Source organism: Pseudomonas sp. CFBP 8772, from assembly GCF_014841665.1.
Classification (GTDB): domain Bacteria; phylum Pseudomonadota; class Gammaproteobacteria; order Pseudomonadales; family Pseudomonadaceae; genus Aquipseudomonas; species Aquipseudomonas graminis_B.
The window spans coordinates 36,406-51,255 of sequence record NZ_JACYUI010000001.1 but is presented as its reverse complement, the minus strand read 5'-3'; the positions used below and the strand labels follow the sequence as shown (position 1 = coordinate 51,255).

The 14,850-nt window shown below is 60.1% G+C and carries 15 protein-coding genes; 3 read left to right on the top strand and 12 right to left on the bottom strand.

Features of this window, described 5'->3' with window-relative positions; genetic code table 11:
• Position 1: 1 nt before the first annotated feature.
• From flgJ to IFT99_RS00205, 5 genes are all read right to left on the bottom strand, one after another.
• Positions 2 to 1,321 carry a flagellar assembly peptidoglycan hydrolase FlgJ gene (gene flgJ / locus IFT99_RS00225; protein WP_192130017.1) on the bottom strand — a complete coding sequence of 440 codons (1,320 nt, stop codon included), beginning with the start codon at positions 1,319 to 1,321 and terminating at the stop codon, positions 2 to 4.
• A 12-nt stretch (positions 1,322 to 1,333) separates the two neighbouring features.
• Complete coding sequence (locus tag IFT99_RS00220; RefSeq protein ID WP_065987268.1) at positions 1,334 to 2,443, bottom strand: flagellar basal body P-ring protein FlgI; 1,110 nt, start codon at positions 2,441 to 2,443, stop codon at positions 1,334 to 1,336.
• A 13-nt stretch (positions 2,444 to 2,456) separates the two neighbouring features.
• Positions 2,457 to 3,170 (bottom strand): flagellar basal body L-ring protein FlgH, encoded by a 714-nt coding sequence (gene flgH / locus IFT99_RS00215; protein WP_065987267.1) that lies wholly within the window; start codon positions 3,168 to 3,170, stop codon positions 2,457 to 2,459.
• Between the two features lie 97 nt (positions 3,171 to 3,267).
• Positions 3,268 to 4,056, bottom strand: coding sequence for a flagellar basal-body rod protein FlgG (gene flgG / locus IFT99_RS00210; RefSeq protein ID WP_065987266.1), 789 nt, complete (start codon positions 4,054 to 4,056; stop codon positions 3,268 to 3,270).
• Positions 4,057 to 4,103: 47 nt separating this feature from the next.
• Positions 4,104 to 4,844: a flagellar basal body rod protein FlgF gene (locus tag IFT99_RS00205; protein ID WP_065987265.1), complete on the bottom strand. Its 741-nt coding sequence runs from the start codon at positions 4,842 to 4,844 to the stop codon at positions 4,104 to 4,106.
• Between the two features lie 271 nt (positions 4,845 to 5,115).
• Between IFT99_RS00205 and IFT99_RS00200 the strand changes: the two genes are divergently transcribed.
• Positions 5,116 to 5,295: a hypothetical protein gene (locus IFT99_RS00200; protein ID WP_065987264.1), complete on the top strand. Its 180-nt coding sequence runs from the start codon at positions 5,116 to 5,118 to the stop codon at positions 5,293 to 5,295.
• Between the two features lie 372 nt (positions 5,296 to 5,667).
• Here IFT99_RS00200 and IFT99_RS00195 read toward each other — a convergent pair whose 3' ends face one another.
• From IFT99_RS00195 to IFT99_RS00165, 7 genes are all read right to left on the bottom strand, one after another.
• Positions 5,668 to 7,404, bottom strand: a complete 1,737-nt coding sequence (locus IFT99_RS00195; protein WP_192130016.1) for a flagellar hook protein FlgE — start codon at positions 7,402 to 7,404, stop codon at positions 5,668 to 5,670.
• A gap of 256 nt (positions 7,405 to 7,660) precedes the next feature.
• Positions 7,661 to 8,995, bottom strand: coding sequence for a flagellar hook protein FlgE (gene flgE, locus IFT99_RS00190; RefSeq protein ID WP_065987262.1), 1,335 nt, complete (start codon positions 8,993 to 8,995; stop codon positions 7,661 to 7,663).
• A gap of 28 nt (positions 8,996 to 9,023) precedes the next feature.
• Positions 9,024 to 9,749, bottom strand: a complete 726-nt coding sequence (locus tag IFT99_RS00185; protein WP_065987261.1) for a flagellar hook assembly protein FlgD — start codon at positions 9,747 to 9,749, stop codon at positions 9,024 to 9,026.
• Between the two features lie 15 nt (positions 9,750 to 9,764).
• Positions 9,765 to 10,208: a flagellar basal body rod protein FlgC gene (gene flgC / locus IFT99_RS00180; RefSeq protein WP_065987260.1), complete on the bottom strand. Its 444-nt coding sequence runs from the start codon at positions 10,206 to 10,208 to the stop codon at positions 9,765 to 9,767.
• A 3-nt stretch (positions 10,209 to 10,211) separates the two neighbouring features.
• A complete protein-coding gene (gene flgB / locus IFT99_RS00175) occupies positions 10,212 to 10,619 on the bottom strand; it encodes a flagellar basal body rod protein FlgB (RefSeq protein ID WP_065987259.1) in 408 nt (135 codons plus the stop codon).
• Between the two features lie 1,100 nt (positions 10,620 to 11,719).
• A complete protein-coding gene (gene cheR, locus IFT99_RS00170; RefSeq protein ID WP_065987257.1) occupies positions 11,720 to 12,547 on the bottom strand; it encodes a protein-glutamate O-methyltransferase CheR in 828 nt (275 codons plus the stop codon).
• 44 nt (positions 12,548 to 12,591) lie between these two features.
• Positions 12,592 to 13,524 carry a chemotaxis protein CheV gene (locus IFT99_RS00165; protein WP_065987256.1) on the bottom strand — a complete coding sequence of 311 codons (933 nt, stop codon included), beginning with the start codon at positions 13,522 to 13,524 and terminating at the stop codon, positions 12,592 to 12,594.
• Between the two features lie 73 nt (positions 13,525 to 13,597).
• Between IFT99_RS00165 and flgA the strand changes: the two genes are divergently transcribed.
• Together flgA and flgM are read left to right on the top strand one after the other, a co-directional pair.
• On the top strand, positions 13,598 to 14,359 hold the full coding sequence (gene flgA, locus IFT99_RS00160; RefSeq protein ID WP_192130015.1) for a flagellar basal body P-ring formation chaperone FlgA: 762 nt from the start codon (positions 13,598 to 13,600) through the stop codon (positions 14,357 to 14,359).
• Between the two features lie 170 nt (positions 14,360 to 14,529).
• Positions 14,530 to 14,847, top strand: coding sequence for a flagellar biosynthesis anti-sigma factor FlgM (gene flgM, locus IFT99_RS00155; RefSeq protein WP_065987255.1), 318 nt, complete (start codon positions 14,530 to 14,532; stop codon positions 14,845 to 14,847).
• Positions 14,848 to 14,850: the final 3 nt, after the last annotated feature.

Genomic DNA, 14,850 nt, shown 5'->3' with positions numbered 1-14,850 from the left:
CTTATAAAGTCGTGGAAGAGCCCGAGGCGGATGCGTAGGTCTGGTAACTCTTCATCTGTTTCGCTATCTGAGAAATCTTGCTGGCATAAGACGGGTCGGTTGCGTAGCCGGCCTTCTGCAGCTCTTTCACAAACTGTTCCGGGTTATCGGCGGATTTCAGGGTTTCTTGATAGCGATTGTTGTTCTGCAGGAAGCTCACCAGGTCGTGGAAGCTGCTGGCGTACGAGTCGTAGGCGCGGAAGTCCGCGGTCTCCTTGACCATCTGGCCGTCGCGGAACTCGCTGGTGATGGCGCGGGCTTCCGGCCCTTTCCAGCCGCCCTGGGCCTTGATGCCGAACAGGTTGTGGCTGCTGCCGCCATCGGACTGACGCATGATCGATTTGCCCCAGCCGGTTTCCAGCGCCGCCTGGGCCACCAGCACGCTCGGATCGACACCGATGCGCGCAGCGGCGTCCTTGGCCAGCGGCATCATCGTGGCGACGAAGTCATCACGGTTGGCGAATGCACTCTTGCCCGGCGCGAGCGGCGTCTGCACGCGGCTGCGCACATAAGCGTCGGCGTCGGCGGCGTACTGCGGCCCGACCGTCCAGTCGCCATTTTCCTTGGAACCTGCGCTTTTCGCGGCGGCCACGGCATTGGAGACGGCAATGCGGTTCTTCAGTGTGGTAGCGCTGGTGCTCGCGTCCTGGCCGGCGGCGGTGGCGGTGGCGGTGGCGGTGTTCGGGACGATGCCGGCCATGATGCGGTCGCTGAGTTTGCTCGGCAGCGACAGGCGACGGGAATTGAGCGCCGCCACGTCGCTATGCACGGTACCGTCGCCGGCCTCCGGCGCGGTCACCGAACGGGTGGCCCACAGCGGACGCTGGGCAATGCGCGTGGCCAGGCCGGCCTGTGCAGGCGCGTCGGCTTTGCCGTCGGCCTTCGCCTCCGTTTTGCCGCCGGCGACAAGCCCGGTGCTGGCTGGGGCGATTTCGGCGCCTTTGTTTTTCGACAGCTGACGCATGAGCACGTCCTGCAGACCAATACCGCCACCCTCGCGTGACATGCTCACCGACAGTTGCTGGTCGTACATGTCCTGATACTGCCGCGTCGCCGCGGTGTTCATCGGGTTGTCCTTGGCCAGCACTTCGTTGGCCGAACGCATGGCCTTGAGCATCTGGCTGACGAACAGCGACTCGAATTCCTGCGCGACTTTCTTGAGGTTGCCCTCGCTGTCGCGATCACCGGTTTTCATGGCAGTCAGACGGTTGAGGTCGGTATACGCCCCTGAATCACCTGAACCTGCCTTTGAGACAGTCGTGCCGCCGCTTGGAATGCTCATTCAGTCTGCCTCTTAAATCACGATCAGGTCGGCTTGCAACGCGCCAGCCTGTTTCAGTGCTTCGAGAATCGCCATCAAGTCGCCTGGCGCTGCGCCCACCTGGTTAACCGCTCGGACAATTTCATCCAGCGTGGTGCCCGGACCGAACTTGAACATCGGGTGCATTTCCTGCTGGGCGTTGATCTTCGAACGCGGCACCACAGCGGTCTGGCCGTTGGAGAACGCGCCCGGCTGGCTGACCACCGGATCTTCAGTGATGGTCACGGTCAGGCTGCCGTGGGTGACGGCTGCCGGCGAGACCTTGACGTTCTGGCCGATAACGATGGTGCCGGTCCGCGAGTTGATGATGACTTTGGCGGAGGTCTGGCCCGGATCGATTTCCAGATTCTCCAGCACCGACAGGTAATCAACACGCTGGTTGGGGTCCAGCGGCGCGGTCACCCGCACAGAGCCGCCGTCCAGCGCTTGAGCGACGCCAGGGCCGAGCATGTCGTTGATCTTGTCGACGATGCGCTTGGCGGTGGTGAAGTCGTTGCGATTGAGGTTCAGGGTCAGCGAGTTGCCTTGGTTGAAGCCACTCGGCACGGCACGTTCAACCGATGCGCCGCCCGGGATACGACCGGAAGACGGCACGTTGACGGTGATCTTCGAACCGTCGCGGCCTTCGGCATCAAAGCCGCCGACCACCAGGTTGCCCTGGGCCACGGCATAGACGTTGCCGTCGATACCCTTCATCGGGGTCATCAACAGGGCACCGCCGCGCAGGCTTTTCGAGTTACCGATGGACGACACGGTGATGTCGATCTGCTGACCCGGCTTGGCGAAAGGCGGCAGGTCGGCGTACACGGCCACGGCCGCGACGTTTTTCAGCTGCACGGTGCCAGAACCTGACGGCACCTTGATGCCGAACTGCGAGAGCATGTTGTTGAAGGTCTGCAGGGTGAACGGCGTCTGGGTGGTCTGGTCACCCGTGCCGTTGAGCCCCACCACCAGACCGTAACCGATCAACTGGTTGGTCCGTACGCCGGAAATGCTGGCGATGTCCTTCAGGCGCTCGGCGTGGGCGCCCAGTGCGGTGGTGAACAGCAGCGCTGCCGCTATCAGTTGCTTGAACGTGATCATGGCTATCCCGCTATCAGAAAGGGAACAACGGGCTGAGGAAGAATCGGTCGAACCAGCCTGGCTGACTGGAATCGGCAAACGCGCCTGTACCGGAATAAGTGATGCGTGCATCGGCGATACGGGTCGACGACACGGTGTTGTCGGTGGCGATGTCGTCGGCGCGAATCAGGCCGGCGATGCGCACCAGTTCGTCACCGGTGTTCAGGGTCATCCACTTCTCGCCGCGCACCAGCAAAATGCCGTTGGGCATGACGTCAGCGACGGTCACGGTGATCGAGCCGGTCAGGCTGTTGCTCTGCGCGGCCTTGCCGTCGCCCTTGGTGGCGCGGTCGCCGGTGTAGCCGGCGTCCAGGCTGAGATTGCCGCCACCGACCGGGTTGTTGGTGCTGACGCCAGCGCCAAACAGCGAGGTCAGGCCAAGGCTGGTTTTACTGGTCTTGCTGATCCCGGAGCTGGCGGCTTTGCTGGCGGCCATCTTCTCGGAGAGCGTGATGGTGATGATGTCGCCGACCCGATAAGCCTTGCGATCGCCATACAGGTTTTGCTCGAAACCGGCCTGATAAATCGATCCGTTGCTGGCCGCTGAAGGCAGCGGCGTGCGCGGCAACACCGGCGCGTAATAAGGGTCATTGGGTTTGGCCGCAGGCGCAACGCAGCCGGTCAGCAGCGCGATACCGCACACAGGAGCTGCCAACAGGGAAAGCCGCAATACAGAGAGCCGTTTCATGACACTTAAAACCTCGCGGTGTAGCAGGCGTTTTTCAGGCGCCCCTCGTAATTGATCAGGCGTTTCACAGCAGGACATCAGGCGTTTCAAGAGCGGCTTACAGGTTCTGGGTCACGTACTGGAGCATCGAGTCAGCGGTCGAGATCACTTTGGAGTTCATCTCGTAGGCACGCTGGGTGGTGATCATGTTCACCAGCTCTTCAACGGTGCTGACGTTGGAGTTTTCCAGGGTGTTCTGCTTGACCACGCCCAGACCGTTGAGGCCCGGAGTACCGACCTGCGGAGCGCCGCTGGAAGCGGTTTCCAGGTACAGGTTGCCGCCCTGGGATTGCAGGCCGGCCGGGTTGATGAAGTCGGCGGTCTGCACGTTGCCGATGATCTGTGGGGTCGCGGTGTTGGCCGAGGTGGTGATCGACACGGTGCCGTCTTCGCCAACGGTGAAGGTCTGCGAGTCTTGCGGCACGACGATCGCCGGCTCCAGCGCGTAGCCGTTGGCGGTCACGATCTGGCCGTTGCTGTCCAGGTGAAACGTACCGTCGCGGGTGTACGCCAAGGTGCCGTCAGGCTGACGGATCTGGAAGAAACCGCGGCCGTTGACCGCCATGTCCAGCGGCTGGTTGGTGGTCTGCAGGCTGCCGGCGGTGAAGTTTTTCTGGGTGCCGACGATGCGCACACCGGTACCCAGTTGCAGGCCCGATGGCAGCTCGCTGTCCTGAGTGGACTGGGCGCCTGGCTGACGCTTGATCTGGTAGAGCAAGTCCTGGAATTCCGCGCGGTCGCTTTTGAAACCGGTGGTCGAAACGTTGGCCAGGTTGTTGGAAATGGTCGTCAGGTTGGTGTCCTGGGCGGCCAGACCGGTTTTAGCAACATAGAGTGCCGGAAGCATGTTTGAATCTCCTCGAGCGCCTGTTTATCGGCGCAAGCTGTCAGTCATTAGCCCATTTGCAAGACGCGAGCCATCGACTCGTCATCCTGCTCGGCGGTCTTCATCATCTTGATGTGCAGTTCGAATTGGCGGGACAGCGCCAGCACCGAGGTCATCTCGTCAACGGCGTTTACGTTGCTGGCCTGCAGAAACCCGGACTCGACCTGCACGTCGGCATCGGCCTGGGCCGGCCTGCCGCTCTTGGTGTGCATGAGACCGTCAGGGCCTTTTTCCATGGTGGTCTGGTCGCCCTTGACCAGCTTGATGCGGTCAATCTGGGCCATGACCTGCGGGCTCTCACCCAGCGAACGAACGCTGATGGTGCCATCGGCGCCGATCTCGATCTGCTGCTGCGGAGGCACGGCAATCGGCCCGCTGTTGCCCATGACCGGCAAACCATTGCCATCACGCAACACGCCGAGGGCGTCGATGTTCATGCTGGAGGTGCGGGTGTAGGCTTCACCGCCGTCGGCTGTCTGCACCGCCATCCAGCCGTTGCCTTTGACGGCGACGTCCAGATCACGACCGGTGTCGACCATCGCGCCCTGGCTGAAGTCGGTCCCGGGACGTTCGCTCATGGCGTACGCCCGGGACGGGTTGACCTCGCCGAACACGGGCATTGAGCGCGCCTGCTCGAGGTCGCGCTGAAACCCGTTGGTCGAAACGTTCGCCAGGTTGTTGGCATGGGCCTTTTGGGCGATGGCGTTTTCCGACGCTCCGCTCATGGCCACGTATAGCAACTTGTCCACAGTCTTCCTCCTCCGACAGACGCTTGCCGCCTGTAGCTGTACTGAACAGGTCATAGCAATAATCGAACCAGTTTTTCAGCGGTGATACAAAGCGTTGATTCTTCAATGATTCCGGCCGGATTTGTCGGACTGGGATCCGGTTTGAGCCGCTGCGCGACAGCGGACCGCCGGTTTCCTGCAAATCGACGGCAGCGAGCGCCAGAAAACTCTCCATGGGGTGCGAAACTTGCAGCGTTTTGTGAATTCGCTTCAGTCACTACGGAAAACCGTCATGGGTCTGCGCACCGCCCTGCTCCTTACATTGATTGCCTGCTCGTTTGCCGCCTGGGCGGCGCCGGCACCTTATTTCCTCTGGCAAGGCGCCCACCGCACGGTCTGCGCCCAGACCAGTCCCGGCGAAGGCTGGACGCGGATCAGCGCCGCGTATGTGAAGTCGGATTGCTCGATTTGAGTTGTTTCGTTTGGACCGTGACGGACTGATCGTCTGACACGCCGCCTTCCCGGCTAAAGCCGGTCCTACGTTCGCGTTCACACGCAATCTCACAGACTGCGCACAGCTTTTGTAGGACCGGCTTCAGCCGGGAAGAGGCCGGCTGGGCTGCCGGGATTGATTGTGGGAGTGAGCTTGCTCGCGAAGGCGGTTTGTCTGTGATGAATCAACCGCCCGACACGCCGCCTTCCCGGCTAAAGCCGGTCCTACGTTAGCGTTCACACCCAATCTCACTGATTGCGCACAGCTTTTGTAGGACCGGCTTCAGCCGGGAAGAGGCCGGTGAGGCTGCCGAGGTTCATTCCAACATCGTGATTTTCGGCGGGCGCGCAATCAGGTCGCGCGTATCAACGTCTGCATCAGTTCCGCCTCCGTCGACAGGGTTTTCGAGTTCGCCTGATAAGCCGTCTGCGCCTGGATCAGCTCGACCAGCTCATTGGTCAACGTGACATTGGAGCCTTCCAGCGAGTGCCCGATGACACTGCCCAAGGTGCCGACACCCGGCATGTCGTAATTGGCCACGCCAGAGGCCAGGGTTTCGACCCAGCGCGTGTCGCTCACCGGCTGCAGCCCCTGGTTGTTGGCGAAGCTGGCGAGCATGACCTGACCGACATTGCGGTGCAGGCCATTGCTGAAGCCGATCATCAGCATGCCGCTCTTGTCGATCGTCAGCTGGTTCGCCTGCCCTGCCGTGTGGCCATCGATCACGATGTTGCTGCTGCCGGTGGCGGCGTTGTGCTGACTGAGCTTGTTGAAGTCCATGACAATGCCGTCGGCATTTCCCACGGCGCCATTCGCGCCCCAACGCCCGCCCGGCTTGTTGCCGTCCAGCGGTTTGGCCGGCACCCAGCCTTCGAGGGTCAGGGTGTTGTTGGCGGCGGTCAGCCATTGACTGCCGATCAGCGATTGCAGCGAGCCGCCGGAGTCGAACAGCATGCTCGCCGTCGAGGGCGCTGTGCTGGTCGGGTCCTGCGGGTTGCGCCCGTCAATCAGCGTATGCATCTTCCAGCTGTTGCTGCCGTCTTTGACAAAATACTGGGTCATTTCGTGGCGCATGCCGAGGCTGTCGAACACGCCATAGGTGGACGCCTTGGTGTAGGTGGTGATGTCCGCAGGATTGAAGGTCGGCACGGGCCGCGGCATGAGCGGATCGGCCGGGTCGAGCACGGGCAGGCCGCCGCCCAGCAACGGCAGTGAGATCGGTCCTGGAGACGGCGCGGGGCTTGCGGTCCAGGTGCCGTTGACGTTCACCGCCGGGCGCCATGTCTGCAGGGACAACTCGGTGTCGGAAATCATCTTCACCGCCGCCGTCGGGCCGGTGAGCGAAAGCCTCCCCGCCGCAGACACCTGCAAACCGATCTCCAGCGGCGCGGTGCTGGTCGGGTCCAGCGGATTGACGCCGTCAACGAGAATGTACGACGTCCAGTTGTCGTCTTCAGTCTTGACGAAGTACTGCTTGAGCTCGTGATCCGTTGGCGGAACGCCGGCATCCTGAATCAGCCGTCCCGTTACCCGCGTGTAGGTAGTCGGGTCGCCAGGGTCGAAGCGCGGAATGGCGCCAAGTGACGCCGACGCCGCGTTCAGGTTGAGGGTCTGCTCCATCTTGCCCGTGGCCTTGGGCGACATGTCGGCCGCGTCGATCTTCAGATCCGTACGAACGCCGCTGATCACCTCCCCGGCGTCTGTCACCCCGTAGCCTTGCAAGCGGCTGCCGTGGGCGTCGACGACAAAATTCTGCGCATCCTTGATGAACGCCCCGGACCGGCCGTAACTGATGGAACCGGCGTCACTCATGACAAAAAAACCGCTGCCCTGAATGCGCATGTCGAGCGCCCTGCCCTCGCTGGTGATGACCCCGCCGGGGGCAAAATTCTGCGAAACGTTGGCCACTTGCACCCCATCCCCCGAGGCCGTGCGGCTGCCGCCGAGCATGGAGGAGGAATAGACCGCCGAGAACTCGGCGCGAGAGGATTTGAAACCGGAGGTGTGGACGTTGGCGATGTTGTTGCCGGCCACTTCCATGCGCTTGTGCGCCGCGTGCAAACCTGAAACCGCTGTGTTGAATGACATGAACACTCCCTGAGTCGTTGTTCAACGACACGCTCGTCGATGCATCGAGATCGCGGGCAAAGGAATGCAATCGAACGGGCCGCATAACCGGCGCCGCTCAATGGCATTTATTTGTCAGCGAACTTGATTCTCGCAAAGACGAAAGTAGGAAGTTTCCAGTTGTAGAGTGGGATGGCTCTCGATATTTCCGTCAAAAAAAAACCATAAAAAAAGCCCCTCAGAGAGGGGCTTCGTTGACCGTGTCCAGCGACCGTTATCAGGTCATCTGAATGATGGTCTGCATGATGGTGCTCTGAGTCGAAATGGTCTTGGCGTTTGCCTGGTAGTTGCTTTGCGCCTTGATCAGGTTGACCAGCTCACCGGTCAGGTCGACGTTGGATTCTTCCAGCGCCTGCCCGGTCAAGTAACCCAGCGTACCCGACTGTGGAGCGCCCGTGACCGGGATGCCCGACGAAGCCGATTCGCGCCAGTTGGTGCCGCCCGCCGGGGACAGGCCCTGAACGTTGGCGAAGTTGGTCAGCGACACCTGACCGATCACCTTGGACTGACCGTTGGTGTAGGTCGCGAACATGTTGCCGGTGGCGTCGATGTTCATGGCCGTGATCTGGCCGGTGGCGTAACCGTCCTGGGTCTTGCTGATCGCACCCGACACGGCGTTGGTCTGGGTGGTCGCCAGCATGTTGAGCTTGATCCCGCCCGCGTTCGCGGCCGCACCATTGCTCGCCCAGGTGGTGGTGCTGCCAACCGTTGTCTTGGCGGCCGGCACCCAGTTGTTGATGGAGAAAACACCGTCCGTACCAATGCTCACGTTGGGCGAGTTGGTGGTGTCCGGGCTGCCGGTACCGCTGGTGATCAAGCCACCCGACGAATCGAAGGTCACTGCGGTCGCGTCAGCGGTAGTGGACGTTGGATCGTTGATGCTGCGGCCATCGACCAAGCTGTACATGGTCCAGGTATTGGTGCCCGTCTTCGCGAAATACTGGTCGAGGGTGTGCTGGTTACCCTGACTGTCGTACATCGGCGTGCTGTAGGTCGTGGTGTAGCTGCTGGTGTCCGACGGCGAAAATGTCGACACCGTCGGCACGGTCGACGAGGAGTTCAGGTTGGAGGCGACGGTGATCAAACTGGTGCTTTTCGGCGCAAGGTTCGACGAATCGACGCGCAGGTTGCTCAGCACGCCCGTGGCGACATTGCCCTGACCGTCAACGCTGTAGCCCTGCAGATTGTTGCCCGATTCGTTGACGATGTAGCCATCGGAATCGGTGTGAAATGCACCGGCGCGGGTGTAGAGCTTCTCGCCGTTGTTGCTCATCATGAAGAAGCCGTTGCCGTTGATCGCCAGGTCCAGGCTGCGACCGGTACCGGTGTTCAGCGTGCCCTGGGTGAACTGCTGAGAAACGGCGGCGGTGGTGACGCCACTGCCGGTATTGGTGCTACCGGAGGTGCCGCGAATCGATTGGGCGTACTGGTCAGCAAACTCCGCACGGGAAGATTTGAAACCGGTGGTCGCGACGTTGGCAATGTTGTTGCCGGTGACGTCCAGACTTTTGTTTGCGGCGTAGAGCCCACTAAGACCAACATTGAAAGACATGATTAACTCCTGCGCCGTCTAGTCGGCTCTAAATTCCGATTTGCTTGATTTTTGCCAGTGCCACCTGGGTGCCGCCGGCGAGGTTCAACGTCATGTCAGAGCCCGTTGTGCCCATGGTCACGCTGTTCACTGTCGCCGGCAGATAGGTGCTCAGCTGAGTGGCGGTGCCGTTGAGGCTGCCGTTGGCGACGAAACTGTAATTGCCCGCTGCCACCGCTGCGCCGCTGTCATCCGTGCCATCCCAGCTAAAGGAGGTGGTACCGGACGCTTGAGTGCCCAAGTCGATGGTGCGCACGACGTTGGTACCGGTGCTGTCGTAGACCTTCACCGTGGTGTCGGTGCTGGACGATGGCAGCACCACCGAACCTGTCATCGCCTTGCTGGTGTCGACGTAGGTCGAACCGGCGTCCACGGTCACCGAGCGGCCAACCAGCGACGAGGCCTGCAACGCCTGGGACGACTGATACATGGTGCTGATCGAGTCGACCGAGGTGCTCAGGTTCTGCATGGTTTCCAGGCTGCTGAACTGAGCCAGCTGGGCCACGAACTCGCTGTTGTCCTGAGGATCGAGCGGGTTCTGGTTCTGCATTTGCGTCACAAGCAATTGCAGGAATGAATCCTTACCCAGGGAACTTGAGCCGGTGAGGCTGCTGGTGTCGGTGCTGGATTTGGTGCTAGTGCCTGTGGTCCCGGGGGTCGTGCTTTGCAGCCCTTTGAGGAACGTCGAGGTAGCGTCTGTGCTTGAGACCGTCATGGATTTCGCCCTTTATCACTGACCCAGGGTCAGGACCTTCTGCATCATTGTTTTCGCGGTGTTCATGATTTCCGCGTTGGTCTGGAACGAACGACTGGCCGAGATCATGTCGGCCATCTCGTTGACGACGTTGACGTTCGGGTAATAGACGTAGCCGTTTTTGTCAGCCGAGGGGTGGTTTGGCTCGTAACGTGCTTCGAGGTTTGAGGCGTCTTCGATGATGCCGGAAACCTGTACGCCGGTGCCGGCCTGGCCCTGGTCTTCGAACAGCGAGGCGCTGCCGCCGGATTCCTGACCCTGGAAGACCGTGGCGAACACCGGATGGCGGGCGCGGTAGGTCTTGTCCATGCTGGAGGACACGGTTTCGGCGTTGGCGATGTTGCTGGCCACGGTGTTGAGACGAGTGTTCTGGGCACTCATGCCGCTACCGGCAATATTGAAAACACTGGACAGGGACATGGATTACTCTCCGCGCAGGGCTGCAACGAGCCCTTTGAATTTGCTGTTGAGCAAGGTGAAGCTGGCCTGAAAACCGATGGCGTTTTCGGCGTAGTTGGCATTTTCGACTTGGGAGTCGACGGTGTTCTGGTCCAGCGACGGCTGCGACGGGGTGCGGTAGAGCAGGCTGGCTTCGCCATCGCTCATGCCTTCGGCTTCGATGTGACGGCTGTTGGTCATGTCGAGGGCGAAGTGGCCGTTTTTGCTTTTGTCGCTTTCGGCGGCCAGGACTTTGGAGAAGTCGAGGTCACGGGCCTTGTAGTTGGGGGTGTCGGCGTTGGTGATGTTGTTGGCCAGCACTTCAGCACGCTGGGCGCGGAAGTTGAGCGCTTTTTCGTGGATGCCGAGGGCGTTTTCAAAACTGATGCTCATGTCGGGACCTTTGAGGGCTGACCAGATGTACGTGCAGGAGTTATAGCAAGGTGCGTGCCACATGCTGAAAGTGCCGTTTTTAGCGGGCTGCAGGGGTGTTGGTGGGGAGGGATGACAGAAAAGCGGCAAGGGATTTCCGCTCGATGGGAGAAAAGCGGCAAGGGCGGTGCCGTTTTTTTGCCGTTACATGGGTCCGTGCTCGGCCCTGCTGACCGGTTAACAGCATCTGCCTAACGGCAGATATTTCGCCTTCGGCGAGTTACTTGGAAAAGCACCCCAAGTAACCAAGGGTGCCTGCTCCTGGTTAGGCCCCTCGTACCTCGGGGTTCCCTCACTCCGACGACGCTCCGTGGGCCCGCGCCGAACGGACATCCATGTCCTGACGGCGCTCTCGCGGCATCCATGCCGCTCGGCCCACTGCGCGTCGTCTGCGTTCGGCCTGCACCCAAGTCGCGATTGTCGTCGTCTGGGCTGGCTGTGCACGAAGATCAAGAGCAGATCAAAGGCTTCCCGGCTGAAGCCGGTCCTACTAATACACCGCGTGCAGTCAGTGATGATCGTTCCCTCGCTCCGCGTGGGAATGCCGCTCCGGACGCTCCGCGTCCCGCAGACGACGCACATTCAGGCCGTGGAAGTGACGCAGAGCGTCACGGGATGCATACCCACGCGGAGCGTGGGAACGATCAGATATCTCTGACACGGCGCGCACGTCGTAGGACCGGCTTTAGCCGGGAAGCTGTTGATCTGTTTTAAAGCGCTTTTGATCTTCTTACACAAAAGGCTCAAACACCGCAAAACGCGACTTGGGTGCAGGCTGAACGCAGGTCTCGCGCAGTGGGCCGAGCCGCAGGGATGCGGCGAGAGCGCCGTCAGGACATGGATGTCCGTTCGGCGTGGGCCCACGGAGCGAGACCGGAGTGAGGGTATTCCGACGGAGGAGGAACCCAACCAGGAGCAAGCACCCTTGGTTACTTGGGGTGCTTTTCCAAGTAACTCGCCGAAGGCGAAATATCTGCCGTTAGGCAGATGACCTACAGCGCCAACACAAAACAAAAAACCCCGCCTAAGCGGGGTTCTCATCAAATCAAAAGCGCAGCCAATCACTTGGCCTGATAAATAATCCCGGGACTGCACTGCACCATCTGATAGTGATCCGGCAACCCGTTCAACGCCTCCGACGCCCCAAGGAACAAATACCCCCCCGGCTTCAACGTCGAATGAATCCGCAACAGAATGTCCTTCTTCACATCCGCCGAAAAATAAATCAGCACGTTCCGACAGAACACTATATCGAACTTGCCCAACGCCGCATAACTGTCCAACAAATTGAACGAACGGAACTCCACACGGCTCTTGATCGGCGCCTTCACCGTCCAGCGCCCTGGCGTCTTCTGATCGAAGAAACGCTGCAGACGGTCCGGCGACAAACCCCGGCCGATGGCCAGACTGTCGTACTCACCCGTCTTGCAATTGTTCAACATCAAACCCGACAAATCCGTGGCCACAATCTGCACACCCGACTTCAACTGCCCCGGGTTACTGCGCTCGAACTCATCGATAGACATCGACAGCGAATACGGTTCCTGCCCCGAAGAACAGGCCGCCGACCAGATGCGCAAACGCTGGTTGGGGCTGGCCTTCATCGCCTCAGGCAAGACCTTGTTCTTCAGCACCTCGAAGGGGTACGTATCGCGAAACCACAACGTCTCGTTGGTCGTCATCGCATCGACCACCTGCTCGCGCAAGCCACTGCGCGGCTGGGTCTGGATACGCTGGATCAGCTCGCCCAACGACTTGATGGACTGCTGCTCCATCAACTTGTTGAGGCGGCTGGAGACCAGATACTGTTTATTTTCACCCAGCAAAATGCCACAGGCTTTTTCCAGGAATACCCGGAACTGATCAAAATCCAAATTACCTGTAGACATGCCGCCCCTCAAATCATGTGAACAGCAAGGAGGAAAATCCCTCCTCAGCTGATATCCGCCGCCTTGATACGATCCACTACCCTCGCCGCCAGATCATCCGGCCGGAACTTGGCCAGGAAATCATCAGCGCCGACCTTCTTGACCATCGCCTGGTTGAACACGCCCGACAGCGAGGTGTGCAACACGATATGCAGCTTCTGCATGCGCGGGTCGCTGCGAATCTCCGCAGTGAGGGTATAGCCATCCATCTCCGGCATTTCAATGTCGGAAATCATCATCAGGAATTCTTCTTCAGGCTTCTTGCCCTCTTCCACCAGTTTGCGCAGGTAATCGAGTGCCTGACGACCGTCATTCAATGCCGTGACTTCCACGCCGACGGTTTGCAGGCAACGCGTCACCTGTTTGCGCGCCACCGAGGAATCATCGACCGTCAACACGCGCAAGGACAACGCCTTGTGCTGCACCTCCGCCGTGACCACGCCGACCGAGATGTTCTCGGAGACCGGCGCCACTTCGGCGAGGATCTTCTCGACGTCGATGATCTCCACCAACTGATTGTCGAGACGCGTCACCGCCGTGAGGTAGTGATCGCGGCCCGTGCCCTTGGGCGGCGGATGAATGTCTTCCCAGTTCATGTTGACGATGCGTTCCACCGCATGCACCAGGAAGCCCTGAATCTTGGTGTTGTACTCCGTGATGATCACGAATGAATTGGCAATGTCAGACAGCGGCTTGCCGCCGGTCGCCAATGCCAGATCGAGGATCGGGATGGTCCCGCCACGAATGTTTGCCACTCCGCGCACAATCGGACTGGATTTGGGCATGTGGGTAAGTTTCGGGCACTGAAGCACCTCTTTTACCTTGAACACGTTGATCCCATACAACTGCTTGCCATCCAACCGGAACAGCAACAGTTCAAGGCGGTTCTGCCCTACCAGTTGAGTGCGCTGGTTTACTGAATCCATCACACCAGCCATGCACCACTCCTCCCAAAACGACCAATTGCGCTACCGGATCGGTAAGCGGCACGGGCCTTGCTATTTACTCATCATGAACACACAAACGACAGTATCCCGACGCCCGGCACCCGCAACCCGCAGCTTTCTCTGCGTGCTGGTCGCGCTGTGTCTGTTGTGTGCTGCCAGCCTGAGCCGCGCAGACAACATGACCCTGCCTGAAACACTTATCGGCGTGACCCAGGGCTTTCTTGAATTCACAGTTGAAGACTACATGTCGACCAACCAAACCGCCGGCCGCTACGAGATCGAAGTCAAGCAGCTGGATCCGCGTCTGCGTATGCCGCTGTGTGACAAGGATTTGACAGCATCACTGGAAAGCCCGGCCCAGCCCATCGGCCGCGTCACCGTGAAGATACGTTGCGAAGGCACCTCGCCGTGGACGGTGTTCGTGCCGGCCCAGGTCCATCTTTACCGCAATGTGGTCACGGCCGTGCGGCCAATGAAGCGCGACGCGATCGTGACTGAAAACGATGTGGCGCTGCGCGAACGTGACGTGAGCCTGCTGGGGCAAGGCTTCCTGGATTCAGTCGATCAGGCAGTCGGGCAGAAAGTTGTCCGACCAACGGTCATCGACCAGATCCTGACGCCCGTCCATCTCGACCAACCGCAAATGGTCCACAAGGGCGATCAGGTCGTCATCAGCGCGCGCAGCGGCTCAATGAGCGTGCGCATGCCGGGCGAGGCGTTGTCCGACGGCGGTTTCAACGAGCAAATACGGGTGAAGAACCTCAATTCGCAACGGGTGATCAAGGCCAACATCGTTGCGCCCGGGCAAGTTGAGGTTGCTATGTAACCCACATGTGAAGGTAAGACCTCTGGCGCTGCGCTTGCGCTTTTCCTACACTCGGAACCCCAGTGCTCCGCGCGACGTCCATTCGAGACTGTTTTCGCGCGAGCCCTAAAGTTATTCCGGGTATGGCCGAAACCAAGGCAAGCGTCCTAGAACCCAGAGGTTTTTCAATCATGGTCATCGACTTCAATCGTTTGAATAGCTCCACTCCCGTTGGCGGTACAACACGTACGGCCAGCACCAAGGAAGCCAGCAAAACCGAAGCTACGGCAGCGGTCAGCGGCACCTCGAGCGTGCCCGGCAGTGGTGAGGCAGTACATTTGAGCAGCGAAGCTCAACAGTTGCAGAAGATCAGTGATTCGTTGCGTGATCAGCCTGTCGTCAACAGCGCCCGTGTGGCTGAGTTGAAGCAGGCGGTCGCCGACGGCAGCTATAAGGTCGACAGCAATCGTGTTGCTAGCAAACTGCTTAACTTCGAAGCCCAGCGCTAGCCC